The organism is Actinomyces bovis, from assembly GCF_900444995.1.
GTDB lineage: Bacteria > Actinomycetota > Actinomycetes > Actinomycetales > Actinomycetaceae > Actinomyces > Actinomyces bovis.
This window is the reverse complement of record NZ_UAPQ01000001.1, coordinates 57,336-80,583: the sequence shown is the minus strand read 5'-3', so window position 1 is coordinate 80,583 and position 23,248 is coordinate 57,336. Positions and strand designations below refer to the sequence as shown.

General features: G+C 62.9%; 17 protein-coding genes and 1 tRNA gene. 11 read left to right on the top strand and 7 right to left on the bottom strand.

Annotation, left to right across the window (positions count from 1 at the left end):
• Positions 1–16 precede the first annotated feature (16 nt).
• Together DR039_RS00350 and DR039_RS00345 are read right to left on the bottom strand one after the other, a co-directional pair.
• Positions 17–874, bottom strand: a complete 858-nt coding sequence (locus tag DR039_RS00350) for a polysaccharide deacetylase family protein (protein ID WP_111835436.1) — start codon at positions 872–874, stop codon at positions 17–19.
• A gap of 77 nt (positions 875–951) precedes the next feature.
• Positions 952–2,442, bottom strand: coding sequence for an amino acid permease (locus DR039_RS00345; RefSeq protein ID WP_111835435.1), 1,491 nt, complete (start codon positions 2,440–2,442; stop codon positions 952–954).
• A 212-nt stretch (positions 2,443–2,654) separates the two neighbouring features.
• Here DR039_RS00345 and DR039_RS00340 point away from each other — a divergent pair, with 212 nt between their 5' ends.
• Positions 2,655–6,056 carry an error-prone DNA polymerase gene (locus DR039_RS00340; RefSeq protein ID WP_172458332.1) on the top strand — a complete coding sequence of 1,134 codons (3,402 nt, stop codon included), beginning with the start codon at positions 2,655–2,657 and terminating at the stop codon, positions 6,054–6,056.
• Between the two features lie 32 nt (positions 6,057–6,088).
• Here the strand turns inward: DR039_RS00340 and DR039_RS11705 are convergent, their stop codons facing one another.
• Positions 6,089–8,182, bottom strand: coding sequence for an AI-2E family transporter (locus tag DR039_RS11705; RefSeq protein ID WP_111835433.1), 2,094 nt, complete (start codon positions 8,180–8,182; stop codon positions 6,089–6,091).
• A 54-nt stretch (positions 8,183–8,236) separates the two neighbouring features.
• Here DR039_RS11705 and DR039_RS00330 point away from each other — a divergent pair, with 54 nt between their 5' ends.
• From DR039_RS00330 to DR039_RS00295, 8 genes are all read left to right on the top strand, one after another.
• Entirely contained in the window at positions 8,237–9,130 is an 894-nt protein-coding gene (locus DR039_RS00330; RefSeq protein ID WP_111835432.1) for a D-hexose-6-phosphate mutarotase, read from the top strand.
• Positions 9,131–9,226: 96 nt separating this feature from the next.
• Positions 9,227–9,314: transfer RNA gene (locus tag DR039_RS00325), tRNA-Leu, on the top strand.
• 99 nt (positions 9,315–9,413) lie between these two features.
• Positions 9,414–10,718, top strand: a complete 1,305-nt coding sequence (locus DR039_RS00320; protein WP_111835431.1) for an MFS transporter — start codon at positions 9,414–9,416, stop codon at positions 10,716–10,718.
• A gap of 9 nt (positions 10,719–10,727) precedes the next feature.
• Entirely contained in the window at positions 10,728–11,882 is a 1,155-nt protein-coding gene (locus DR039_RS00315; RefSeq protein WP_111835430.1) for a GNAT family N-acetyltransferase, read from the top strand.
• Positions 11,883–11,981: 99 nt separating this feature from the next.
• A complete protein-coding gene (locus DR039_RS00310) occupies positions 11,982–14,060 on the top strand; it encodes a M3 family metallopeptidase (protein ID WP_111835429.1) in 2,079 nt (692 codons plus the stop codon).
• Positions 14,061–14,123: 63 nt separating this feature from the next.
• A complete protein-coding gene (locus DR039_RS00305) occupies positions 14,124–15,218 on the top strand; it encodes an FAD-dependent oxidoreductase (protein WP_111835428.1) in 1,095 nt (364 codons plus the stop codon).
• Positions 15,219–15,335: 117 nt separating this feature from the next.
• Complete coding sequence (locus DR039_RS00300; RefSeq protein ID WP_111835427.1) at positions 15,336–15,611, top strand: DNA primase; 276 nt, start codon at positions 15,336–15,338, stop codon at positions 15,609–15,611.
• Between the two features lie 9 nt (positions 15,612–15,620).
• Positions 15,621–16,652, top strand: a complete 1,032-nt coding sequence (locus DR039_RS00295) for a LacI family DNA-binding transcriptional regulator (protein WP_111835426.1) — start codon at positions 15,621–15,623, stop codon at positions 16,650–16,652.
• Positions 16,653–16,754: 102 nt separating this feature from the next.
• On the opposite strand, the gene DR039_RS00290 is transcribed toward DR039_RS00295, so the two are convergent.
• The 4 genes from DR039_RS00290 to DR039_RS00275 form a co-directional block, all read right to left on the bottom strand.
• The gene (locus DR039_RS00290) at positions 16,755–17,552 is read right to left on the bottom strand and encodes an inositol monophosphatase family protein (protein WP_111835425.1); all 798 of its coding nucleotides are present in this window, start codon (positions 17,550–17,552) and stop codon (positions 16,755–16,757) included.
• Positions 17,549–18,976: a hexose-6-phosphate:phosphate antiporter gene (gene uhpT, locus DR039_RS00285; protein ID WP_111835424.1), complete on the bottom strand. Its 1,428-nt coding sequence runs from the start codon at positions 18,974–18,976 to the stop codon at positions 17,549–17,551. Before uhpT ends, DR039_RS00290 begins: the two co-directional genes overlap by 4 nt.
• Before the next feature lie 199 nt (positions 18,977–19,175).
• A complete protein-coding gene (locus DR039_RS00280) occupies positions 19,176–20,156 on the bottom strand; it encodes an aldo/keto reductase (protein WP_111835423.1) in 981 nt (326 codons plus the stop codon).
• Positions 20,157–20,242: 86 nt separating this feature from the next.
• A complete protein-coding gene (locus tag DR039_RS00275; protein WP_111835422.1) occupies positions 20,243–21,118 on the bottom strand; it encodes a RecB family exonuclease in 876 nt (291 codons plus the stop codon).
• Between the two features lie 73 nt (positions 21,119–21,191).
• On the opposite strand from DR039_RS00275, the gene DR039_RS00270 reads away from it, so the two are divergent.
• Together DR039_RS00270 and DR039_RS00265 are read left to right on the top strand one after the other, a co-directional pair.
• The gene (locus DR039_RS00270) at positions 21,192–22,307 is read left to right on the top strand and encodes a site-2 protease family protein (protein WP_111835421.1); all 1,116 of its coding nucleotides are present in this window, start codon (positions 21,192–21,194) and stop codon (positions 22,305–22,307) included.
• 26 nt (positions 22,308–22,333) lie between these two features.
• The gene (locus DR039_RS00265; RefSeq protein ID WP_111835420.1) at positions 22,334–23,242 is read left to right on the top strand and encodes a polysaccharide deacetylase family protein; all 909 of its coding nucleotides are present in this window, start codon (positions 22,334–22,336) and stop codon (positions 23,240–23,242) included.
• The last annotated feature ends 6 nt before the right edge of the window (positions 23,243–23,248 follow it).

Below are 23,248 nucleotides of genomic sequence, written 5' to 3'. Positions count from 1 at the left end.
GGCCTGCGGGCATTCTTCAAACCTGTCGGCTATGGCCAGGACCGAAGAACACATCATCCAAGGTCACTGTCTGCAGAGAACGCTCCCTTAGGATTTCAATGATTTGCCCATAAAGGTGCGTCACTGTTGGAAAATTAGCGTGCCCAATAACCACATGCTGGGCCAGGAGCCACTTACGTGCCTCGCCTAGCAGCACCTCTTCCGTAAGTAATCCAGAGTCACCAAAAGATCCGTACCACATGGTGGGAGCGGTGTAACCAAGCTTGGCGCATACCGAGTCTGTCCGGCGGTTCCGATAACCGTAGGGTGGGCGGATAAAGGGGGTGCCGGTGACGCCATAAGTCTGGTTTAGGAAAGTCTCACAGCCAGAAAGCTCTTTAATGATCCCCGCCTCCCCCAAGCTGGTCAGGCCTGCATGTGTGACCGTGTGATTGCCAAGCTGTACCTGCCCAGACTCAATCAGTGGCCGCATCTTGTCCTTACAAGCTTCCCATCCCGGGTATGAGGACGTTACGAAGAAAGTTAGCCGAACCCCAGAGGCTTTAGCAAAGTCCAAATAGGCATCTACTACCGAGGCGTCAGCGCCATCGTCCACAGTGATTGCCACCGCGTTACCTACTGCTTTTGGCAGACCGGTGAACACCCCATCAAGTGTCTGTGGTGCAGGCAGTGGTGGCGGACCATCCTGTAGCCACAAGGGGCTGCGGGTGGGGGTGGGAGAGGCTGTCGGGCTGGGTGACGGCGGCGCGATCGGGGATGGTGAATTACTTGGTAGAGGCGGCGCTGTAACTGTGTTGGGAGTGCTGGTAGCGCAGGCGGAAAGGGCTCCTGCCGTGCCAGCAGCCAGCAGGAGCATAAAGTTCCGGCGTTGCACGTATGATCCAATCTATGACTTGTCTGTTCGGCTCAGAAGTCGCAATGAAGCGAGCCACGAGCTTTAGTGGAGGGTGGTCAAGACTCGGGGGTTAACGCGGCATCGCGGCTTAGCGTGAGGTGTGTGTCAGAGGACAGGTCTGCCTCAGCCGGATTAATCGACTTAGAACCAGTCATCAGTTTGTGGCCAAGCCACAGCGCCAGGAAGAACGGGATGCCGATGAAAGGCAGCAGCAGCTTCGCAATAGATGCCCCTTCCTTGATTGGGCCGTAGGCCTGACCGATCACAATGGCGACGCAAGCCACCAAGGCGATAATCGCACCGGCCGGGAAGAAGCTAGCCCGGTAAGGCAAGATATCTAAGCTAAATCCCTGAGCTGCTAAGGCTTTGCGGAACTTGTAATGGGACCAAGAGATGCCGATCCAAGTGATAAAGCCAGCGAGCGCAGAGACTGTTAGCAAGAACTTGTAGGCCTGGCCATCACCCACGATGGAGGTGATGAAGGCCGCCAAGCCAACCAGCGTCGTCGCCACCAGGGCGTTCATGGGCACCTGGTGCTGGGAGAGCTTGGTCAGGAAGGCTGGAGCGTGACCGTTCTCAGCTAAGGCAAAGAGCATGCGGGTGGAGGCGTACAGGCCAGAAGTGCCAGCAGAGAGCACAGAGGTCAAGATCACCGCGTTCATCAACGATGCGGCAGCCAGGATGCCGGCCTTCTTGAAGACCAGGGTGAAGGGACTGACGGAGATATTGTTTTCCTCAGCAGCTGAGAGCAGGCTGGGGTCGGTGTAGGGGATCAGGAAACCGATCACAATGATGGCGCCGATGTAGAACAGCAGGATGCGCCAGAAGATCGTGCGGATAGCGCGGGGAATGTTCTTGCCTGGGTCCTCAGCTTCACCCGCGGCCACGCCGATTAGCTCGGTGCCCTGGAAGGAGTAGCCCGCCACCAGGATGACCAGGAAGATGCCTTCAAGGCCGCCCTTAAAGGGAGCCTCTCCGTTAGTCCAGTTCGCGGTGCCGGGAGCGTCGCCCAGGATGCCGAGGATCATGGCCACGCCTAGGAGCAGGAAGACGATCACGGTGATGACCTTGATAGCGGCGAACCAGAATTCGCTCTCGCCGTAGGCTCGGGTGGACAGAGCGTTGATCCCGAACAAGATGGCTAAGAACAGCGCAGACCAAATGTAGGAAGGTGTGTCGGGAAACCAGTACTTCATAACCAGGGCAGCGGCTGCCAGCTCGGCGGCCACGGTGATGGCCCAGTTGAACCAGTAGTTCCAGCCCATCGCGAAGCCGAAGGAGGGGGATACAAAGCGGCGTCCGTACTCACCAAAGGAACCAGACACTGGCAGGAAGGCAGCCATCTCGCCCAGGGACTGCATAATCAGCCAGACCATAAGGCCGGTGACGGCATAGGCGACGACGGCGCCTCCGGGGCCGGCGGTGGAGATGGTGGCACCAGAGGCGACGAACAGGCCGGTGCCGATCGCGCCGCCAATGGCGATCATGTTCAGGTGGCGGGTGCGCAGTGACCGGTTCAACCGATCCTGGCTAGATGCTTCACTCATAAGAATCCTGCCGGGTGTCTTAGGGAAAGGCGCGGGCGCGCCTTGGGCACTGTAGCGGTAATTCGTCAGGATTCGCGTTTTGGTGTCGGTGGGTGAGCGTATTCTGTACACATGTTCGAATCTTTGTGGCTTTGGGGTGGAGGCGCCGGGGGCCCCACGCGCCACTGGTGCGGGAGCGCAGAGAACACGCCGCGCCAGCTTCAGGGGCGGGCGTGAGCACCCACCGTTACGCGGAACTCCACGCCCACTCCGCCTACTCCTTCCTAGATGGGGCTAATGAACCAGCTGAGCTGGTTCAAGCCGCCGCATACCTGGCACTGGACGCCCTAGCTTTGACTGATCACGACGGCATGCCTGGCATCGTCAAACATGCGCAGGCTGGTCGAGAGCTGGGCGTGCCCACGGTCCATGGCGCTGAACTAACCCTGGCCGACGGCGCCCACCTGCCAGTTCTGGCGCGAGACCCGCAGGCCTACCGGCGCCTGGTGGCCGCTATTTCCGCCCACAATCTTCAGGCAGGAGAACGGCAGGAACCGGCACACAAACTGGAAACACTGGCTGGAGCGCTCACACAGGGAAGCGGCAGCCAAGGTGCTGGCGGTACGGGACGCTGCCTGGTGCTCACCGGCACATCCCGCGGCCCCCTACGGCGCGCCCTGGGCGACCCCAACCGGCCAGAGATCTGGAACCTGCCAGCTGCTGACCGTTGTTTAGGGCAACTGGTTGACCTATTTGGAGCTGCTGACCTGGCGGTGGAATTGAGCCTAGATGGAGGCCCCACCGACGCCGCCCTAACACAGGCTCTCAGCGGCCTAGCCGCCGCTTATAAGCTGCCCCTGTTGGCCACCGGCGCGGTGCGGTGCGCAAAACCCGCAGACTCTCGCCTTGCCGACGTGCTCACCGCCAACCGGCTTGGCACTGACCTTGAGGGGGCCCGCGCCTACCTAGGGGCAGTAGGTCGCTGGCTGCGCAGCCCCCAAGACATGGCCTACTTGCACCGGCGCGCTCCCTACGCCGTCGACGCCGCCGCTGAGTACGGCCGCGCCCTGGCCTTTGACCTCTCCCTGGTCACCCCGGAGCTACCTAAGCCACAGGTGCCAGACGGCCACACCCCCGCCACCTGGCTGCGTGAACTGACCCGCCGAGGCGCCTTGGAGCGCTACGGCGCCCGCTCCCAGGACCCCCATGCCTGGGAAGTACTGGATCACGAATTGGCAGTCATTGAGGCACTTGGATTCCCCGGCTACTTCCTGATAGTGCGCTCTATCGTGGACTTCTGTGAGTCCGCCGGGATCCTGTGCCAGGGGCGGGGCAGCGCTGCCAATTCCGCCGTCTGCTACGCCCTGGGGATCACCGCCGTGGATGCAGTGCGCCACCAGATGCTCTTTGAACGCTTCCTGTCGCCTGGACGCAAGGGCTACCCGGACATTGACCTAGATATTGAGGCCTGCCGCCGTGAGGAAGTCATCCAACATGTCTACTCACACTACGGGCGGGAGCAGGCCGCCCAGGTAGCCAATGTGATCTCCTACCGGCCCCGCTCCGCTCTACGCGACGCCGCCCGCGCCTTGGGATACCCACCGGGCATTCAGGACCACTGGGCTAAAAGCATTGAACATCGCTGGGACGATAGTGAACACAATGAGGCAGATGACTCGCCTGTGCCTGCACAGGTCCTGGCAGTGGCCAAGCGGCTGCTGCGCCTACCCCGCCACCTAGGGGTCCACCCCGGCGGCATGGTGCTGGCAGACCGGCCCATCACTGGGGTATGCCCCGTGCGCTGGGCTGCTATAGAGGGCCGCAGCGTCCTGCAATGGGATAAGGATGACTGTGCGCAGGCCGGTTTGGTTAAGTTCGACCTGCTGGGCCTAGGCATGCTCACCGCCTTGCGGCTGGCCTTCACCAGCTTGTCGCAGCGTGGGGAGACAGTGCCAGAGTTGGCTCCTGGGGGAGTGCTGCGCCCAGCCCAAACTGGCCGTCCCTGGGGCCTGCACACCCTGCCGGAGGATGATCCCGCCGTCTATAGGTTGCTGCAAGCGGCAGACACGGTGGGCGTATTTCAGGTGGAGTCCCGCGCCCAGATGGCTACTTTGCCGCGTCTGCGCCCCGCCTGCTTTTACGACATCGTGGTGGAGGTTGCCCTCATCCGCCCCGGCCCCATCCAAGGCAAAGCCGTCAACCCATATATTCGCCGTCGCCTGGGACGTGAGCCGGTCACCTACCTGCATGAGAGTCTGCGCCCCGCCCTAGCCAAGACTTTGGGGGTGCCGCTCTTCCAGGAACAGCTCATGCAGATCGCTGTGGATACTGCTGGATTTAGTCCAGCCGAGGCCGACTCCCTGCGACAGGCTATGGGAGCCAAGCGTTCCACTGAGCGGATGGAGGCGCTGCACACCCGCCTGGTTGAAGGCATGATGCGCCGAGGAATCGAGGCTGCCACCGCAGAAACTATTTTCTCCAAACTGCGGGCCTTTGCAGACTTTGGCTTCCCAGAATCTCACGCCTTTTCCTTCGCCTACCTGGTCTATGCCTCCGCCTGGCTGAAAGTCCGTAAACCTGAGGACTTTTACGCTGGGGTGTTGGCCGCTCAACCCATGGGCTTCTGGTCGCCCCAGACGCTAGTCGCTGACGCGCGCCGCCACGGGGTGCGGGTGCTGCCTGCCTGTGTCAACGCCTCCGCGGCACAGGCCAGTGTGGAGCAAATCCACGGCGCTGCATACCTCCAAGCTGAAGGGGAAGCGGTTAAGAGTCGGGCAGCGGCAGGACATGGCTCCGCAGGAACACCAGCGCCAGAAGCCCTCAGCTGTTTAGACACTCACCCGGAGCTGGCGGTGCGCCTAGGGCTGGCCCCCATTAAGGGCATAGGGGCCAAGACCGCGGAGAAGATTGTCGCTGAACGGCAAGCTCACGGGCCTTACCGAGATGTGGCTGATTTAGCCCGGCGTGTGGCGCTGAGCCGCTCCCGCCTGGAGATCTTGGCAGCCTGTGGCGCCCTAGATTCCCTCGGCTTGGAACGTCGTGAAGCCCTGTGGGCGGCAGGGCCACTCGCCCTAGAACATGGAGGTATGCAGGCGGTAACTAGCCGCCAACCCCTTGGTAGGAAACTGCTTAGCGCCCCGGAGTCGACGGCGTCGCTCCCGTGGATACAGCCTCCGCTGCCAGGTACGGCCGTCGGTGCTAAATCCCCTAAGCTGCCGCCAATGCCTGCCAGGGAGCGGAGCGTCACAGACCTAGTGCTCACCGGCACCACCACCGGCGCCCACCCCATGACTTTCCTGCGAGCAGCGCTTGATGAACAGGGAGTGCTGCGGGCCGCCGAGGTCATCCACATCGTGCATGGCACGCGGGTGGAGGTCGCAGGGATCGTCACACACCGGCAGCGGCCTCACACCGCCGTCGGAACGGTCTTTCTGAACCTGGAGGACGAGTCCGGGTTGCTCAATATCATCTGCAGCCCCGGCGTGTGGCGGCGCTTCCGTGCGGTGGGACGGCGGGCCAGCGCCCTGGTAGTGCGCGGCATCGTAGAGTCAGGCGACGGCGTCACCGCCATCCGCGCAGACCGTTTAGAAGCCCTCCCCGGCGTCGCCTCAACCCGTAGTCGCGACTGGTGCTGAATTAGTTATTGCCTCAGTAAAGCCAAGCCGGCTCAGAGCTGTTCCAGGGTGCTGCCCTTCGACGAGCGGAAAGCCGGCAGGGCACCACTAATCGGCGCTTCCTTGACTCGCAGCTCGGCGTACACGGACCACAACACACTGATCAAAGGCACCGCCACAATCGCTCCCAGCAGCCCAGCAGCATAAGTGCCCACCGCCACCGCAATGATCACCACCACCGGGTGTAGCGAAACCTGACGCCCCATGATGAGGGGCTGGAGGATATGCCCTTCAATCTGACCGATAATCGCTACCCCTAGGCCCACCACAATAGCCTTAACTAAGCCACCAGAGGCGAGGGCCACCAGCATCGCAATAATCATAGCGGCAGGTGCACCAACAATCGGAATGAAGGCGCCAATAAACACCAGCACCGCCAAAGGCGCAGCCAGCGGCACCCCCACAAACTGCAAGAAGATGCCAGCCATAATCGCATCAGTCAAAGCCACCAGGACAGTGCCACGGGCATAACCGGAGAAGGTGTACCAGCCTGCCCCAGCAGCCCGATGTACCTTGCCTCGCAGGTGCACCGGCAACTCCTCCAAGAACCAGCGCCACATGCGTGAGCCGGAGGCCAAGAAGAAGATGCTCGTGAACAGTGCCAGGGCCAGCACTGCGAAAACATCTACCACGGTCCGGGCGTTGGAGAGTACCTCCGTAGCCAGGGATGGAGCATTGGAACGCAGGTAGTTTTTCCCCTGCTCTAGCCAGGCCGCTAGCTGGTGACTTAGCTGCTGCTGAGACACATGAAAAGGCAAAGGGCCGTGCTCCAGGAAGGCAATAATCGTGTCCAGGCCATTGGAGAGCTCAAGGGCCAGTACATTCCACTGGTTCACCACCGAGTTCACCACGTAGAAAACCAGCCCAGAGACTCCACCTAAAGCAATCAGCAGAGACAAGATCGCCGCCGGGTAACGCGGCAAAAATCGTGACAGTAGCGAAGTAAGTGGGTTCAGAATCGCAGTTAAAACTAGAGCGATAAACAAGCCCACAAATACGGGCACGATTTTAGAGGTCGCAAAGAAGACCATACCGACGGCAATTACCAAGCCGATCGTCAGCCAGGCGCCCAGACCACCGCGCACCAGCCAGGTGGGCAGTGTGTCCAACACCCGTTCGGGTGAGGGCGCTGCCGCCTCCTGCAGCGGGAAAGGCACAGCGTCTTCTGTGTCCTGGTTGGCGCCGGTTTGTTGGCCTGCTAGGTAGCGCCGCGCGCTAACCCTCCGGTTTTCCCGCCGCACGCGCTCCACCTCGGCCAGCCCAGTTAAGAGACTTGAGCCAAGTCCGGAGATACCTGAACTGACGCGCTCTAAGGTGCCCTGCCGATTGCCGGGCTCAGCCCGGGCAGCAGGCCCAACCCCCAGGAGCACAGCCAACTCAGCAGGGGTCTTCGCAAGTGCCACAGCGCCCTGTAGCGACTCCGCACTCCCATAGCCCCAGAGGACCCCCACGCAGTCCACGCCTTCTTTCCGAGCGCCCTCAACATCATGCGAGAGGTCACCCACATGGACCGGGTGGCTGATATCGGCCCCCGCAGCAGCCAGACGGTCAAGCGCAGAACGCACCACCTCTGACTTAGCGCCGCCTTTGTCTCCTTCGCCAGCTCCAGCGATCACCGTGAAACAAGGTGCTAGACCGTAGGCTTCAATGATGTGGCGTGCCAAGGACTCGTTCTTGGAAGTGGCCAGGGAGACCGGCACCGCTGCAGCCTCCAAAGCTTCCAGCAGGTTGCGTATCCCCGGATAGAGTTTGGCCGTGTGCATGATCTGCCGGTAGTGCTGCCGGTAGGTGCTCACCGCCTGTGCATTGCGCTCGCCTTCCAAACCAGCGTTGAGGCGGAATCCCTCAGACAAAGGCGGCCCCACAAAGCGCATGAGTTCCTCGTCGCTGGGAACCTCCATACCCAGTTCCTCGTGGGTGAGGCGCAAAGCTTGCAGGATCACCGGGGCAGAGTCAGTGAGCGTCCCATCCAGGTCCAGCAAGACAACCGTGGGGGCGGGCGACAACGCCAGGGGCTGGGCCGGATCGCTTAGCGGTGCCACCGGACGGGGGCGGCGCAGGACAAGACCCAGGTTGGGCAGCCTCATGCGTCCTCCTCACTCACGCGACTCTGACAGGCCAAGCCTACTAGCGTGTGCTCCATGACCACATCTAACGGTTCCGCCGCGTCGCCCAGCCACGCCAACTCCTCCCGTGCCGTCTTGCCTCGCACGGCAGCGTTAGGGCCGGGACAGGGCGGCGAGCCGCGCCTACTGGTGGATGCATCCGCTGGCAGCGCAGAGCTGTACCTCTTTGGCGCGCACTTGACTTCCTGGGTGCCTCGCGGAGGCAAGCCGGTCCTATTCCTGTCGCGCAAGGCTGTCTTTGACGGGGAAACCGGTATTCGGGGCGGTGTTCCGCTGTGTCTGCCCTGGTTTGGCGTTGGCCCTGACGGTAGCGCCCGTCCCAAACACGGTTGGGCTCGCACCTTGACCTGGGACCTGCGCACCGTACAGAGCACGCCAGATGGCGGTGTACGCGCGCTGCTGACCCTGGAACACGACTCCATCTCCGCCATGTACGAGGTGGGCATCGGCGCGCAGCTCAGCATGAGCCTGTCCCTGCGCAACACCGGCACCCAGCCGCGCCTAGTGGAAGCCGCACTGCATTCCTATCTGGCTGTTCACGACGTGACCGCCTGCGTGGTCACCGGCGTGGAGGGGGCTGAGTACACGGAGGACGGTGTCAGCGGGCAAGTACAGGACGGGCCGCTGCGGGTAAGTGGCCCGGTGGACCGCGTGTACCGCTCCGGAGAGACCGTGCGGGTCACCGATCCAGGTAATTATCGGCGCATTGTGGTGGAAGGCCTTAACTCTCCGACGACGGTGGTGTGGAACCCCTGGTCCACCTTCTCCAAGGGCATGGCTGACCTAGCCGACGACGAGTTCCCGCGCTTCCTGTGCGTGGAGACCGCAGCGGCCCGCCAGGACGCGCCAGTCATTGAACCGGGGCAGAGCTGGTCCATGGCTGCCAGGATTTACACCGAGGCCTTGTGACCAGGGGCACGCAGCCCCAGATTGCGTGCTGCCACAGCGCCCGTGCTAAGTTCTTCCCCGTCGCCAGGCGGCTTGTCCTCCCGGTCGGCGCAACAAGTCCGAGTGGCGGAATAGGTAGACGCGCTAGCTTGAGGTGCTAGTGCCTTATTAAACGGGCGTGGGGGTTCAAGTCCCCCCTCGGACACCGCAAAACCCCTGGGGTCTTAAGGATTCCAGGGGCTTGTTGTTTTCTGAGTCCCACCGGCCTCAGGGACATCCGCTCGGCCGCCGTCAAGGAGGGCGCATGGCAGGTAGCAACAGTGCTTCACGCTCGGCGGCACTTTGGCGCGCACGCCTGGCCGTCTACCTGACCTTCTTCTGCAACGGTGTGGGTTTCTCAAACCTGGTGCCGCGTTACCCGGAACTCCTGCAGCACCTCGATATTGGCAAGGCAGCCTTCGGGCAGGCTGTCATGTTCGGCTCAGTGGGTGCGCTGCTGGCTGGTTTGGCTGCTTCCTGGTTGATCGCCAGGTTCACTTCAGCGCGGGTAGCCAGCTTCGGCATGGTGGTTTGTGGCCTGGGCTTGGTGCTGGCGGGCACAGCTGACTCATGGATCGTTTTGGCGCTCGGTCTGGCCTGGGTGGGAGGCATCGACGCCGTCGTCGACGTGGCCCAAAATGCCCACGGGCTGCGCGTAGAGCGAGCCTGGGGCTCCAGCATCATCACTAGCTTCCACGCGGCTTGGAGTCTGGGAGCGGTGCTAGGGGCCGTTATGGGGCAGGCGCTGGCTGGCTGGGGCGTACCTTTGGGCTTGCACATGCTGGCGGTGCTGGCGTTACTTGCGCTCGTCTGCGCCGGTGCCAACCAGTGGATGCTGCCTGGACCAGACACTCAGGAGCTAGCAGAGGGGCTTCTAGCTGAGGGAACAGCACCAGTAGGGCCGCGAGCAAGCACAGCGGAATCTCCAGCAGCTAAGCCAACTGACAAACCTGGTCACAAGCCCAGCACTTCCCGGATGCGTGCGGCGGCAGGGCTCATCATCGCAGTGCTGGGGCTTGCCTGTGCTGCCGCCATGTTCCCAGAAGACGTGGCAAGCAACTGGTCCGCGCTGCTCTTAAGCGAACAAGGTGCCCCGGCCGCCACCCAGGGCATGGGTCTGGTGGCCCTGCAGGCGACCATGATTTTGGGGCGGCTACTGGGAGATGCGGTGGTGGACCGCCTGGGGGCTCGACGGGTGATGGCCGGGGGCGGGCTACTGGTGGTGACTGGAATGACCTTGGCGCTGACCATGGGCAATATTCCAGGCACGCTCACGGGCCTAGTGCTCACGGGCGCAGGTTGTGCAGTTGCTGTGCCCTTGACTTATGCCGCTGCCGACGACGTGCCCGGCCTGCCGGTTGGGCTGGGACTTACGGTGGTCTCTTGGCTCGCACGTGTCATCATGCTGCTCTCTCCACCGGTCGTAGGCTGGTTTGCAGATAGCCATGGCACCTGGGTAGCACTTGTGTATGGCCTGCTCGGTGGCGCCGTGCTGGCTCTGGCCTGGCCAATCCTGCGACCTGGTGGACATAGAGAGCAGAGAGGCGACCTGGCTCCAGCAGCAGACTAGGGTGAGTGCATGCGCCCCTTTGAGATCACAGTGCCCACCGTGGAGCGGGACGGGAACCGGCTGCCTGAACTGCTGCTATCCGCCCCCACTTTGGATGACGTGGACCGCATCACCGAGATCTGCCAAGACCCAGAGATCCAGGAATGGACCATCGTTCCTACGCCTTACAGCCGTGAGGACGGCGTCTTTTTCATCGAACAGGTGGTGAGCCCGGGCTGGGAGAACGGCAAGGCCCTGAACTGGGCGGTGCGTGAAGTCCAGGCTGACGGCAGCCAGGAGCTGGTCGGCATGATGGGCTTAGCCTCTGATGGTCAGGACGCCTGGGAGATTGGCTTTTGGCAGGCCCCTGAGGCCCGTGGGCATGGCACCGTCACCCGAGCGGCCCAGGGCCTGATCGAGGCAGCCTTTGACCCGGCGGGACATCTGCAGGCCAAGGTCCTGCGCTGGCGCTGCGACATCCACGACGGCGTGCCCAACTGGCCCTCATGGCGCGTGGCCTGGTCCTTGGGTTTCCGGCGCGAAGGCCGGGTCCGTTCCTATCTGCCCAACAACGGCACCCTGTACGACGGCTGGGTGGCCACGCTCCTGCCGGGAGAGCCGCGGAGGCCAGCTGCCCCCTGGGATGGGCCAGTGACAGTCGGTGGCCAAGTGGCAGGCTCTTCTCACGCAGCCAGCAAGCGCACGCCACTGGTGCCGCATGAGGGTGTGGGGGAGCGCGAGGGGGACGATCCGGAGGCCCTGGTGCGCCGTTTCCACTCCGTGTACGGACTGCCCGTACAGGACGATGGCCCCAGCCTGGAGCGCAGCAGCCTGCATATGCGCATGAGCCTGATCGCTGAGGAATTCGCCGAACTCACCGGAGCTGTCTATGGCCAGTCCGCCCGGGAAGAGGTTGAAGCCGCCTACCAACGCGCCGTAGCAAGTGACGACGGCACCCGCGACACAGTTGAAGCTGCCGACGCCCTGGCGGACCTGGTCTATGTCATCTACGGGATGGCCCTAGAAACGGGCATTGACCTGGCTGCCGTGCTGGCGGAGGTGCAACGCTCCAATATGTCCAAGCTGGGGGCGGATGGCAGGCCGGTCTATCGGGAGGATGGGAAGGTCCTCAAGGGTCCCGGCTTCTTCCCGCCTGACGTCGCTGGCGTATTGGGGCTGAAATAGCCGGTCCTGAACTCAACTTGAAAAGTCTCCAGGACAAAAGGCCCAGTGAGCTCGCCTAAATGTTCCGGTAACTGGCAGTGGCCATGGCACGATGAGCCCATGACCATCCCGACCGCCACGCGCAAGGATGCCACCCTCCATCCTGACAATCCGCTTTCTAGGCCCTGGCCATTGGATTTGGGTCTGCCAGACTTCCGCGCGCTGCGCCCCGAGCACATTGAGCCGGCCGTGCGCGTTGGCATGGCTGAGCAACGAGCCCAGTGGGAGGCCGTGGCCTCTGACCCAAGTGCCCCCACCATCGCCAACACCCTGGAGCCGCTAGAACGCTCCGGTGAGCTCTTGGACCGCGCTCTCACGGTGCTTTACTCCCTGACCAGTGCCACCGACTGCCCAGAGCTAGATGAACTTGAGGAGCGCCTAGCCCCGGAGCTCTCACAACACAGTGACGCCTATGACCTAGATCCTCGCCTGTACCGGCGCTTTAAGCTGCTGCACCAGACCGTGGAGCAGGCTCAGGTGCAGGGGATAGAGCCACGCGATGCTGACGCTCGCCTCATTGATCCGCCGACGGCCCGGCTCATCCGCTTAGCCGTGGAATCCTTCGAGCGCGACGGCGTCGCTTTGCAGGGCCAGGCGGCGCAACGCCTGCGGGAGATCAACGCTCGCCTAAGCGCACTGAGTACCAGCGTCGGCACCCATATGGCCAAGGCCATGCATGAGGCCGGCGTCGCCAACTACACGCTGCCCCCTGAGCTGGCCACTATCACCTCGCATAGCGCCCGTCAGACGCTGCTGGAAAAGTCCCTGGGACGGGGCCTGTCTGGAGAGCACGATGTGCGTGCGGCTGTGCTAGAGGAAGCGGCTCTGCGAGCAGAACGGGCCCAGTTGCTTGGCTTCCCTCACCACGCTGCCACCGTGGCTGCCGCCAGTGCCGCTGGCAGCACTGAAGCCATCAGCGCTATGTTGCAACGCCTCAGCGGTCCGGCCATGGCCAACGCCGCTGCCGAGGCTAAGCGCTACGCCGCCCGCATGGCTGCCGATCCCCACACCCGACCGGGTGAAGTCTTTGGCCCGGCTGACTGGAGCCGCTACGAGGAAGCCGAACGCAAGGAGCGCTTCGGCGTCGACGACGCGACCCTGGCACCCTACCTAGAGCTATGGCAGGTGGTTGAAAGAGGCGTCTTCTACGCCGCTAACAAGCTCTACGGCCTTACCTTCCAAGAACGCCCAGACCTGGCTGAGCATATGTACGCCCCCGGGATGCGTGTGTGGGAAGTGCGAGACACCGCCACCGCTGCGCCTGGCCAGGAAGCACCAGTTCTCGCCCTGTTCGTAGGCGATTACTACGCTCGCGAAGGCAAGTCCGGCGGCGCCTGGATGGACAACCTGGTGGAGCAGTCCCAGCTGACCGGCCAGCGTCCCGTCATTATCAACTGCCTGAACATTAGCCAGCCTGCGGCAGGCCCCACCTTGCTCACCTGGGATGAGGTCATCACCTGCTTCCACGAGTTCGGCCACGCACTGCACAGCATCCTCTCCAACTGCCACTGGCCTAGTGCCTCAGGCACCAATGTGCCCCAAGACGTCGTCGAACTGCCGTCCCAGCTCAACGAGATCTGGGCTCTGCACCCGACTGTGCTGGCCTCCTATGCTCGGCATGTGGACACCGGTGAGGCACTGCCCGCCGAACTCGCGGAGCAACTGCGGGCCCAAGGCAGCTTCGGCCAAGCCTATGCCACCACCGAGTACCTGGGAGCAGCCCTATTGGACCAAGCCTGGCACACTCAGCGTCCAGAGCAACTGCCCACTGACCCCACGCAGGTAGAAGCCTTTGAGCAGGCCGCACTGCGGGAGGCAGGCATCGACGCTGCCCTAGTGCCCCCGCGTTACCGCAGCACCTACTTCCAGCACGCCTTTGCCGGTGGCTACGCCGCCGCCTACTACGCATATATCTGGAGTGAGATCATGGTGGCTGACGCCGCCCAGTGGCTGCGCACAGACGGCCAAGGCGCCCAAAATGGCGACTTGGGGCTCAATCGCCAAGCTGGGGATCGGCTGCGCCGCGAGCTCCTTAGCCGGGGCGACTCCCGCGACCCGCTCGACTCCTACCTGGCCCTCACCGGTCGAACCCCAAGCCTGGAGCCACTCCTGGAACGCCGGGGCCTAGCTGGCAGCTAAGGGCTCCAAGGCACCTACAAGCATCAACCTCCCACTGGCAGCAAACTAAGAAGGAACAGCACTATGACACGAGTAACCATCGTCGGTGGCGGCTACGGCGGCATTGCGGCAGCCAAGGCCCTGGACCCCGTTGCAGAAGTCACCCTGATCGAGCAGAAGGACAGCTTCGTCAACCACGCCGCCTCGCTACGCGCCGCCGTCGACCGCGAATGGGCCGAGAAGATCTTCCTGCCTTACGACAATCTTCTCGCCAATGGGCGCGTCATTCAGGGCACTGCGCTGGCCGTCAAGGGCACCACTGTGTCCGTCTCTGGCCACGGTGATATTGAGGCAGACCACCTAGTTCTAGCCACTGGCACGGCCTACCCCTTCCCCGCCAAGCACATGGAATCGCTGGCAGTGGTCGCCAAAGCCCGCATTGAGCGCGCCCACGCCAACCTAGAGCAGGCTGAGCGGGTGCTGATTGCTGGCGCTGGCGACGTCGGGATTGAACTGGCTGGTGAGCTCACCTCCGCCTTCCCAAAGCTCAAGGTAACCCTTCTGGAAACCGCCAAGGAGATCCTCCCCAACGGCGATTACAAGCCTGAGTTGCGTGAATCCATCCGCGCGCAGCTAGTCGAGCGGGGCGTGGAGATCATCACCGGTGACAAGCTCACCGCCCTGCCCCCGGTGGAGCCCGGCATCCTCTCGCCTTTCCGGATCACCACCAAAAAGGGACGGCAGCTAGAGGCCGACATGTGGTTCCGCGCATACGGGGCTAGCGCCGCCACCGGCTACCTGGGCGCTGACTACGACGAGATCCGCCACTTCGACGGCACCATCCGCGTGGATCAGCAGCTGCGCGTGGTGGACCACCCCGGTGTCTGGGCTATCGGTGACATCACCGACGTGCGTGAGACCAAGCGCGCCGACGCTGCCCGCGCTCACGCGGCCGTGGTCGCCCAGAACATCACCGACAGCATCCAGGGACGCCCTGCCAGCGCCACCTACAGCCCTCAGCCTGAGCTAGTGGTGCTACCCCTGGGCCCCAATGGTGGTGCCTCGCAGGTTATGCGCGAGGGGGTGCGCGTGGTGGTTGGTCCGGAGGAAACCTCGCGCATTAAAGGGGAGGACCTCTTCTCCTCGTTCATTTCCCAGACCCTTGGGCTGAAGGACTGAGCCAGAGCCCAAAGCGCAGCCAATCGCGGCGGTCCCGGGCAGCTAGCTCGGGGCCGCCGCGACTGTCAGCAGCCACATCTGTGACGCAGGTCGGCTTTAAGCAGTTAGGCTGGTGTCATGACGAACGACCCGCGGTCCGCGCTCAACCGACTCATCGCAGCCTTCGAGGCGCACCTTGACGCAGCTGCCACAGGGGACGAGCTTTCCCCGGCGGTCGTCGCCACCGAGAGCGCCCTCCAGGATGCCTTTTTCACCTACGACGACGCCCTGTTCACTACCTACGGCATCGAGCTGCCTTTCGACACGGTGGAAGAAGACGGCGAAGACTTCGACGACGACTTCGACGACGATGGCGAGTACGAGGAATTTGACGACGAGGACGACAAAGACTGAGCAGCCCTCGTGAACTCGGACGCCATAGCGCGCCGTCCCACATTGCAGGACGTTGCCGAGGCCACCGGCACTTCCATCTCTACCGTATCGCGAGCCTTAAATGGCAGCCCCCGGGTGGGGGCGCAGACCCGCGATCGGATTCGTGAGGAAGCCAATCGCATTGGCTACCAAGTTGACCTGGCTGGTTCCTTGCTGCGCCGGTCTAGTCCGCGCAATGTAGGACTGATTTGCAGACTCGAACAGGAGTTGCACTCCGAGCTTCACGACCAAATGCTCGCCCGCGCCGAAGCTATCGGCCTGAACCTAGTGGTTCAGTCAGTCAGCCAGAACAACCCAGCCAGCAGGGCTATCCAGGCGCTGGAACAACTGCGCTGCCAGGCTGTAGTAGTGGTGGACCCGAGCCAACTGCCGGAGTTGCGTCCTGAGTCTGTCAGGATGCCGCTGATCGCGGTGGGACAAGATGCGCCCACCGGCGCAGCTGCGCTGGTCACCTCTGACAATAGGGTAGGGATGCAGCAACTGGTGGCCCACCTGTGGGAACACCAGCACCGAGAGGTAAGGCTCCTAGATGGACCAGCGGGAGCCTCAGCGGACGCCCGCCGGAAGGCTTTCGAGGAGGCCTCTACCCAGGTTGGCCTGAGCTACCGTGTGGTCGCTGCCGGCGCGAGTGCCGACGCTGGCTATCAAGCCACCAGAGGACTCTTGGAGCGGGGAGAGCTCCAACAGGACAGTGGGCCAAGCGCTTTAGTCTGTTACAACGACCAGTGCGCCCAGGGAGCTTATGTTGCGCTCCTGCGTGGAGGGCAGCGACCTGGCCAAGACATTTCGGTTACTGGCTGTGACGACTCCCAGATCGCTATCAGTAAGGCATTTGACCTGACCTCCATCAACCGGCAGCCAGCCAAGTTGGCCAGCCTGGCAGTGGAACTCGCAGGGAAATGGATGGGACCTACCAGGCAAGCAGCCGCTGCCCCTGAGCGATGCAAAGTGAACACCAAGCTGGTGGTCAGAGGCTCCTCCGGGCCCGCGCCACGCAAGTAATCGGCTGCGCCAGATTGTGGGGATCAGGCAGTCGAACTACACCGGAACTGGCCCCAGCCTCCCCGCCTAGCGGAGTGACTGGGACCAGCCCGCAGCGTGCACTCAGGCTGCATCAATCATGAGACGCTGCAACAGCTCCTGGTGAGTGCGAGGAGGGGCTACCAGCACAGAACCCTGGTAGCGCACATCCAAAGGTGTGCCATCCAAACGGGTGAAACGAACCCCTGCCTCCGCACAAATCAGGGCAGCTGCCGCAATATCCCAAGGGGAGACCCACATATGGACAAAGGCTCCAGCTCTGCCGCAAGCCACTTCCACACATTCCAGTGCGGCTGAACCGTAACGGCGGTGTCCCCGGGACTCCACTAGACACTGAGCCAGCCTCGGCAGCGCCTGAATCTCCTTGAGATCGGTGATGATCACGCAGTCAGTGCGTGCAGGCCCCTCACCGACAGGCGGCAGCGGTATCCCATCGCAGCAGGCACCTTTGCCGCGCACCGCGCTGTAGGTGTGCCCAATGACCACGTCACGCACCACCCCAATGACCGGCACCCCATCCAGGCAAAGTGCCAGCGAAACCGCGTAGTCGCGGCGGGTCTCCACCAGATTCATAGTGCCGTCCACTGGGTCGAGCACCCAGACCAGCCCCGCGAAAGAATCAACCGCGTGCCCTTCCTCGCCTAGCAGAGGTAGGCCAGTTTGGGAGCTCAGAGCTTGGGCAACGTGCTCCTCCACGGCCTGGTCAATTGCGGTTACCAGATCATTGCGCCCTGACTTAGTGCGCACGTCTAGGCCTTCCCACAACTGCGCGGACTGGGCTATCTCGGCGGCCCGTTGGACGACACCAAGGGCCACCTGGAGCAATTGGTCTAAACAGGTGTCGTCAATCTTCACACTCATGCGGTGGCCACCTCCTGCGGGTTGTCCTGGGCGAATTTGCGGTCTGCCCGGAGCATACGTTCCTCCAGTAGGGCCACAATGAGCAGGCAGGCCAGGCCCACTATGGCCGAAACAATCAACACCGTAAAGGTTGAGCCCCAGCCGTGTAGGTTGTGCCCGAAGACCGTTACGCCGTGCTTCTTCGGGTCAGCAATCCGGCCCAGAAGCACCTTTGCCATGGAGTCACCAAATACATAGCCGAAGGCTCTGGGGACGGCGTTGACCACTACGGTGGCGGTCTTGGGGGCGAAACCGATCACGCAGATGCCAATTAGAGTGACCGGTCCGAAGATCAGGAAGCCAATGAAGAACAACGCGGCATAGACGACGGTCTCCGAAGTGGCTTGCGAGTAGATCAGAATCGGCACAATCACTAGGCCTAGGCCGATCGCTGCGGTGATGGCGCGGCGCCCACCGAGCTTGTCGGAGACGAAGCCCCAGGCTAGTGATCCTGCCAAACCTCCCATTTCTAAGGCGATGGTGGTGTTCACTGCGGTGTAGTCGGAGAAGCCCAAGACTTCGTGGGTGTAGAGGACGTTCCAGTTGTCGATGCCGATGCGCACGCAGTAGGCGGCCACGTTGGCGATGCACAGTAACCATACGGCGGGATTCTTGAGGACGTATTCGTACAGGATGCGGCCCTTGGAAACCTGCTCAGTGACGACGTCGGCCTTGGCAACTGGCTCTTCGAAGATAGTCTCAGGCCGCTCCCATCCAAGCTCGCAGGGGTCGTCCTTGCCATAGAAGAAGCCCCAGATGCCGATGGGTATGGCCACGATGGCCGGCACAATAAACATGCCAATGACGTTGCCGTGGAAGAGCGTGTTTGCGCCCCAGAGAGCCAGAGCGCCTGCGGCCATGGCGCCGAGGTTGTGGGAGGCATTCCACCAGCCGATAAAGCGGCCACGCAAGGCTCGAGGGGTCCAACGGTTCATGGTGGAGTTGCAGCAGGGTCCGCCGGGAGCTTGGAACAGTCCATTTAGGGACCACAGGAGGATAAGAATGCCGTAGGGATTGTTGACGGCGGCCAGTGCGGCGCCGATCAGGATGGAGAGGATGCCTGAGCCGATCAGCAGGGCCGAGACGACGCGCTTGGTGTTCTTACCGTCGATGAAGAATCCGAGCAGCAGGCCGCCGAAGCCGTAGGTTAGGGAGAAGGCAAAGCCAATGGTGCCCAGCTCGGAAGTGGACAGGCCGATCTGTTCTTTTAGGAAGGGCTGGGCGGACTTGAAGTTGGTGCGAAGCAGGTAGAAGCCGCCGTAGCCGACGATCAGCACGGAGTAGACCTTGATGAACTCCCAGAGCCAGCGCTTGCGTTGCTGGCTTAGGGGAGTGCTGCCGCCAGGCTTCGCTTCAATGCGGAACAGGGAAGAGATAGAGGACATGCGCCACCTCGTTGTGGTCGTTGAGAGCCGGTTCAGCCGGCAGGCCGTCTGTGGCCTGAACACAACTATACAAACGTTTGCACAATGAGGGAGGCTTTCAGCAAATTGTGCTGACATGCAGCTTCAAAGAGTGGTCCTTCGGACCAGGCAGTGCAGGCGGCGTAACCCCCTGCGTTTGCTCTGCGGAGTGTGGCGGGCCTCAGTACCGTTCGGGATAACCGAGGTCGAGGGCCGTGACCTCATCAAGTACATGGCGGATCTGGGGCGGCAGCACCAAGCCCTCAGTGTTCAAAGCCCCTTGCAGCTGCGCGGGAGTACGCGCGCCAACTACGGTGCCAGCCACACCGACTGCGTCGCGCGCCCAGGTCAGGGCGATCTCCATCGGCTTGCGGTCCAACCCTGCCGCCGCCGTCGCGACGGCCTCCACCACCCGCCGTTGCCGCTCACCCAAGTAGGGCACCACATAGGCCTGCAGATGCGGTGAAGCCGCCCGCGAATCAGGTGGAGTAGTGGAACGGTACTTACCAGTCAGCACTCCTCGCCCCAAAGGGGCATAACCAATAACCCCAAATCCGAGCGCCTCAGCCGCAGGCATAAGCTCACGCTCAACCCCACGGCACAACAGAGAATGCTCCACCTCGACCGCGGCCAAACTCGGCCCCTGCGCTCCTTCGCGTAGCAGATCCGCCATACGCACACTCGACCAGGCCGGATGGTTAGACAGGCCCACATACCTGGTGCGGCCAGAGGCCACCGCTGCGCGCAAGGCAGAGGCCGTCTCCTCCAAAGGAGTCGTGGGGTCAGGCACCTGTACGAGCCAAAGGTCCAGATGGTCAGTTCCCAATCGTGCCAAGGACTCATCCAGCACATCCAGAAGCGTGCCGCGAGAGGCGTCAGCCACTGAACCGCGCTCACCGGTGCGCCAGTTACGCAGACCAGCCTTAGAGACCAGCACGACTTCACGGCGGTCAACCTGGCCGTGCAAGAGCTTGCCGATGACATGCTCACTCAGGCCGTCACCGAAGGAAGCGGAGGTATCTAGCAGGGTGCCGCCAGCGTCAAGGAACAACTCCAACTGCTCCTGCGCCTCCGCCTCATCAGTGTCCCGACCCCAGGTCATAGTGCCCAGCCCCAAAGCTGAGACGCGCAAACCAGTGCCAGCAAGTCGCCTGTGCTCCATGCGGCAACGGTAAACCCCCCTACCGCAGCGGGCTGAATTTGACGCGCGGCCCCTAAATGACAGTGTGGCCGCTAAAGATCACTACCTCAGGCCCGAGCAGTCAGTAGCCGCTGCAAACCCGCCTCCGGAGCTCTGGGTGCTTCACCCCCAAAGACTGGGCAGTGCGCCTGGAAAGCACACCAGTCACACAGCCTTGAACGCTTAGGCGTGAACTGCCCCGAGCGGGCACAGTCCTCAACCTCATCCCAGATCCGCTCCAACTTAGTCTCAACGGCTGCCAACTCGGCGGGACGTGGATCATGGGTAAGGGTGCGCCCATCCTTAAGGAAAAGCAGCTGGGTGCGCGCCGGTGCTTGCCCCCGCTGATACTCCAGCACCAGGGCGTAAAACCGCATCTGAAACAGCGCTTCCTCCTGAAAGCGAGGATGTGGGGATTTGCCGGTTTTGTAATCCACCACGCGCATAGCCCCAGTGGGCGCCACATCAAGCCGATCCACAAAGCCTCGCAGCAGCAGACCACCCTTGGTTGCTGCCTCCACCATGACCTCACGCTCGGCTGGTTGCAACCGCGTGGGGTTCTCCAGGTGGAAATAGGCCTCCACCAGATCACGGGCCTCCTCCAACCAGGGGCCGATCTGCTCCGGTGATGCAAACAGGCTGAGCACCTCGGGGGAGCGTTCCTGATGCGCTTGCCACTGCCCGGGTAACAGCTCCAGCGCTGCCTCACGTGTGCGTTCGCGGGCCGGGAGGTCAAAAAGCCGCTCAAGCACGGCATGCACCAGGGTTCCCTTGTGGGTGGCCAGGGAGCCGGGTTCCGGCAGCCGGTCCACTGTGCGGAGCCGGAACATGAGTGGGCACTGCATGAAGTCCTTGGCGCGGGAGGGAGATAAGGCCGTGCGCCGCGGTCCAGCGCCCGGGCGGGCCTGAGGTCCGGTAGGCCGTGGATTGCTCTGCTCAGTCATACCTTGACGCTACCGCCTGCCACTGACACGCACCCGTGCACACGGCCTTAGCGAGCACCGTTAGGCTCTGCCCATGACCTCTCCTACCCGGCCCGCTGGCTCTCAGCCCTGGACCCTGCTGCGGATCGGCGGTGCACCCGTCATCATCGACCCCACCTCACTGCTCCTAGGCTTGTTGATCGCAGGCTCCTGGTACCCCGCCGTTAGCAACCTTTTTCGGTCACAGATCACGGTGCTGGCGGTGGTGGGCGCAGCGGCGCTAGGAGTGCTCCTATCCGTCTTCTTGCACGAGCTAGCGCACGGAATGACCGGCACCATTTTGGGGCGCAAGCCCATCCGCTATGAGCTCATGCTGCTAGGTGGCCGCACTTCCTTCGGACCGGCAAGTAACTGGGCCCCCTGGAAAGATGTGTTGACCTCAGTCATCGGCCCCTTCACCAATGCGGCCCTGTGGATGCTCACCTCTTGGCTATCCCACCAGCCCATCCTGCCGCTTCCTATGGCCGTGACCCTTTGGGCGATTAGCTGGGTGAATCTAGCTTTGGCAGTGTTTAACATCTTGCCTGGCCTGCCGCTAGACGGCGGGCAAGCCGTAGCCTCACTGGTGCACCAGATCACTGGACGCCGTGAGACCGGCCAACGCATCGCCGCCTGGGGTGGCCTGCTCATCGTGGCTGGCATGGCCTGGTACTGGATCATCCGCCCACTGGTGGTCTACCGGGTCCAGCCCTCAGCCTTCAACCTCATGCTCGTGCTGATGGTGGCTTGGACCATCGCCTCCACCAGCTGGAAGGTGTTGCAGCTGGGGCAGGGCAACCGCGCCGCGGCTCGCCTGGATCTGCGCAAACTCTCCCGCCCCGTCAAACCCGTCACCGCAGACACTGCTCTGGCCACTGTCCGCGCTGAGCTTGCGCATGGAACTTCCGCCGTCCTGGTGGTTGATGGCACCGAGCTGCTTGGCATTATCGACGCCGTCGGCCTAGTGGAAGCTGGACTGTCCCGGCCTACCCCAGGGGAAACCGCTACCGCTGGGCAGGTCTGCCAAGTGCTGCCAGCCGCCGCCGTCTCCACCGACCTCGACGGCGTCGCCGGAGGGGAAGCCCTCAAACGCGCACGCACCGTGAGCCGCTGGCTCATCCTGCTCGACCGGGGTCAGGTGCTTGGAGCCGTACCCACCGGTGCCCGCTGAACTCCGGTTAGAAACAAGCGCCGCCAATGTCTGAGCACAATCTCCTGCCCACGCCTTCCGCCAGCTCCGCCGACCAGGACGGGACCAACACTCAACCGTCAGCCTCCACACAAGCCACAGCGACCGGACGCCGCCAACTGTTGCGCGCAGGCCTACGCAATGCCTCCCTGGTCACGGCCGGTGTGGTTGCTGGCAGTGCTGGGGGAGCAGCCGCTGCGCACTATGCGGACACCCACCTCGATCCCACCGACCGAGTCGCACCTAAACCAACTACAGCAGGCCTGTTCGGCGTGCAGGTCCTCTTTCAGGGCCCACCCGAGCAGCAGCTCGCCTGCATCACCTACGACGACGGCCCAGACCCGCGCTGGACTCCACTAGTGCTGGACATATTGGCGCAGCTGAACATCCCTGCGACCTTCTTCGTGCTAGGCGAAGCCGTGCAAGCCCACCCGGAGCTCGTGGCCCGCGAGGTTGCTGCGGGTCACGAGGTAGGCATACACAACTGGGTGCATACGGATGTTTACTCCGTGGGGGTGGACGAGCTGCGAGGTTCCATTGACCGCACCATCAAGGCGATTACCGCGGCTGGCGCCCCCAGCCCGCGCCTATGGCGCCCACCCTACGGGCGCCTAGACGCCCCGGCCCTGATGGTCGCTGCAGAGCGGGACTTAGACGTTTTGCTCTGGGGGCTCAACAGTCCTTCCCCAAGCGCTGCTGCCGCCGTGGCCCAGAAGGCGGGGCCGGGGGCAGTAATCCTGTGCCACGACGGGCGCACCCAGCCCTCAGAACCACTGCTGCGGGCAATGGGGGAGTCCCTGGCCAAACTCAAGGAACAAGGACTGCGATTTGTGACTGGCTCCCAAATGCTGGCGGCATCCACAGCGGCTGGCGTCCCCACGGCAACCGCACCGGAAGCACTGGCACCAGCTAACTAGAATCGC

Excerpts from the sequence above, each read along its gene's own strand:
- DR039_RS00345 (WP_111835435.1), bottom strand. The coding sequence starts at position 2,442 with ATGAGTGAAGCATCTAGCCAGGATCGGTTGAACCGGTCACTGCGCACC.
- DR039_RS11705 (WP_111835433.1), bottom strand. The coding sequence starts at position 8,182 with ATGAGGCTGCCCAACCTGGGTCTTGTCCTGCGCCGCCCCCGTCCGGTG.
- DR039_RS00330 (WP_111835432.1), top strand. The coding sequence starts at position 8,237 with ATGACCACATCTAACGGTTCCGCCGCGTCGCCCAGCCACGCCAACTCC.
- DR039_RS00320 (WP_111835431.1), top strand. The coding sequence starts at position 9,414 with ATGGCAGGTAGCAACAGTGCTTCACGCTCGGCGGCACTTTGGCGCGCA.
- DR039_RS00315 (WP_111835430.1), top strand. The coding sequence starts at position 10,728 with ATGCGCCCCTTTGAGATCACAGTGCCCACCGTGGAGCGGGACGGGAAC.
- DR039_RS00310 (WP_111835429.1), top strand. The coding sequence starts at position 11,982 with ATGACCATCCCGACCGCCACGCGCAAGGATGCCACCCTCCATCCTGAC.
- DR039_RS00305 (WP_111835428.1), top strand. The coding sequence starts at position 14,124 with ATGACACGAGTAACCATCGTCGGTGGCGGCTACGGCGGCATTGCGGCA.
- DR039_RS00300 (WP_111835427.1), top strand. The coding sequence starts at position 15,336 with ATGACGAACGACCCGCGGTCCGCGCTCAACCGACTCATCGCAGCCTTC.
- DR039_RS00290 (WP_111835425.1), bottom strand. The coding sequence starts at position 17,552 with ATGAGTGTGAAGATTGACGACACCTGTTTAGACCAATTGCTCCAGGTG.
- uhpT (WP_111835424.1), bottom strand. The coding sequence starts at position 18,976 with ATGTCCTCTATCTCTTCCCTGTTCCGCATTGAAGCGAAGCCTGGCGGC.
- DR039_RS00280 (WP_111835423.1), bottom strand. The coding sequence starts at position 20,156 with ATGGAGCACAGGCGACTTGCTGGCACTGGTTTGCGCGTCTCAGCTTTG.
- DR039_RS00275 (WP_111835422.1), bottom strand. The coding sequence starts at position 21,118 with ATGACTGAGCAGAGCAATCCACGGCCTACCGGACCTCAGGCCCGCCCG.
- DR039_RS00270 (WP_111835421.1), top strand. The coding sequence starts at position 21,192 with ATGACCTCTCCTACCCGGCCCGCTGGCTCTCAGCCCTGGACCCTGCTG.
- DR039_RS00265 (WP_111835420.1), top strand. The coding sequence starts at position 22,334 with ATGTCTGAGCACAATCTCCTGCCCACGCCTTCCGCCAGCTCCGCCGAC.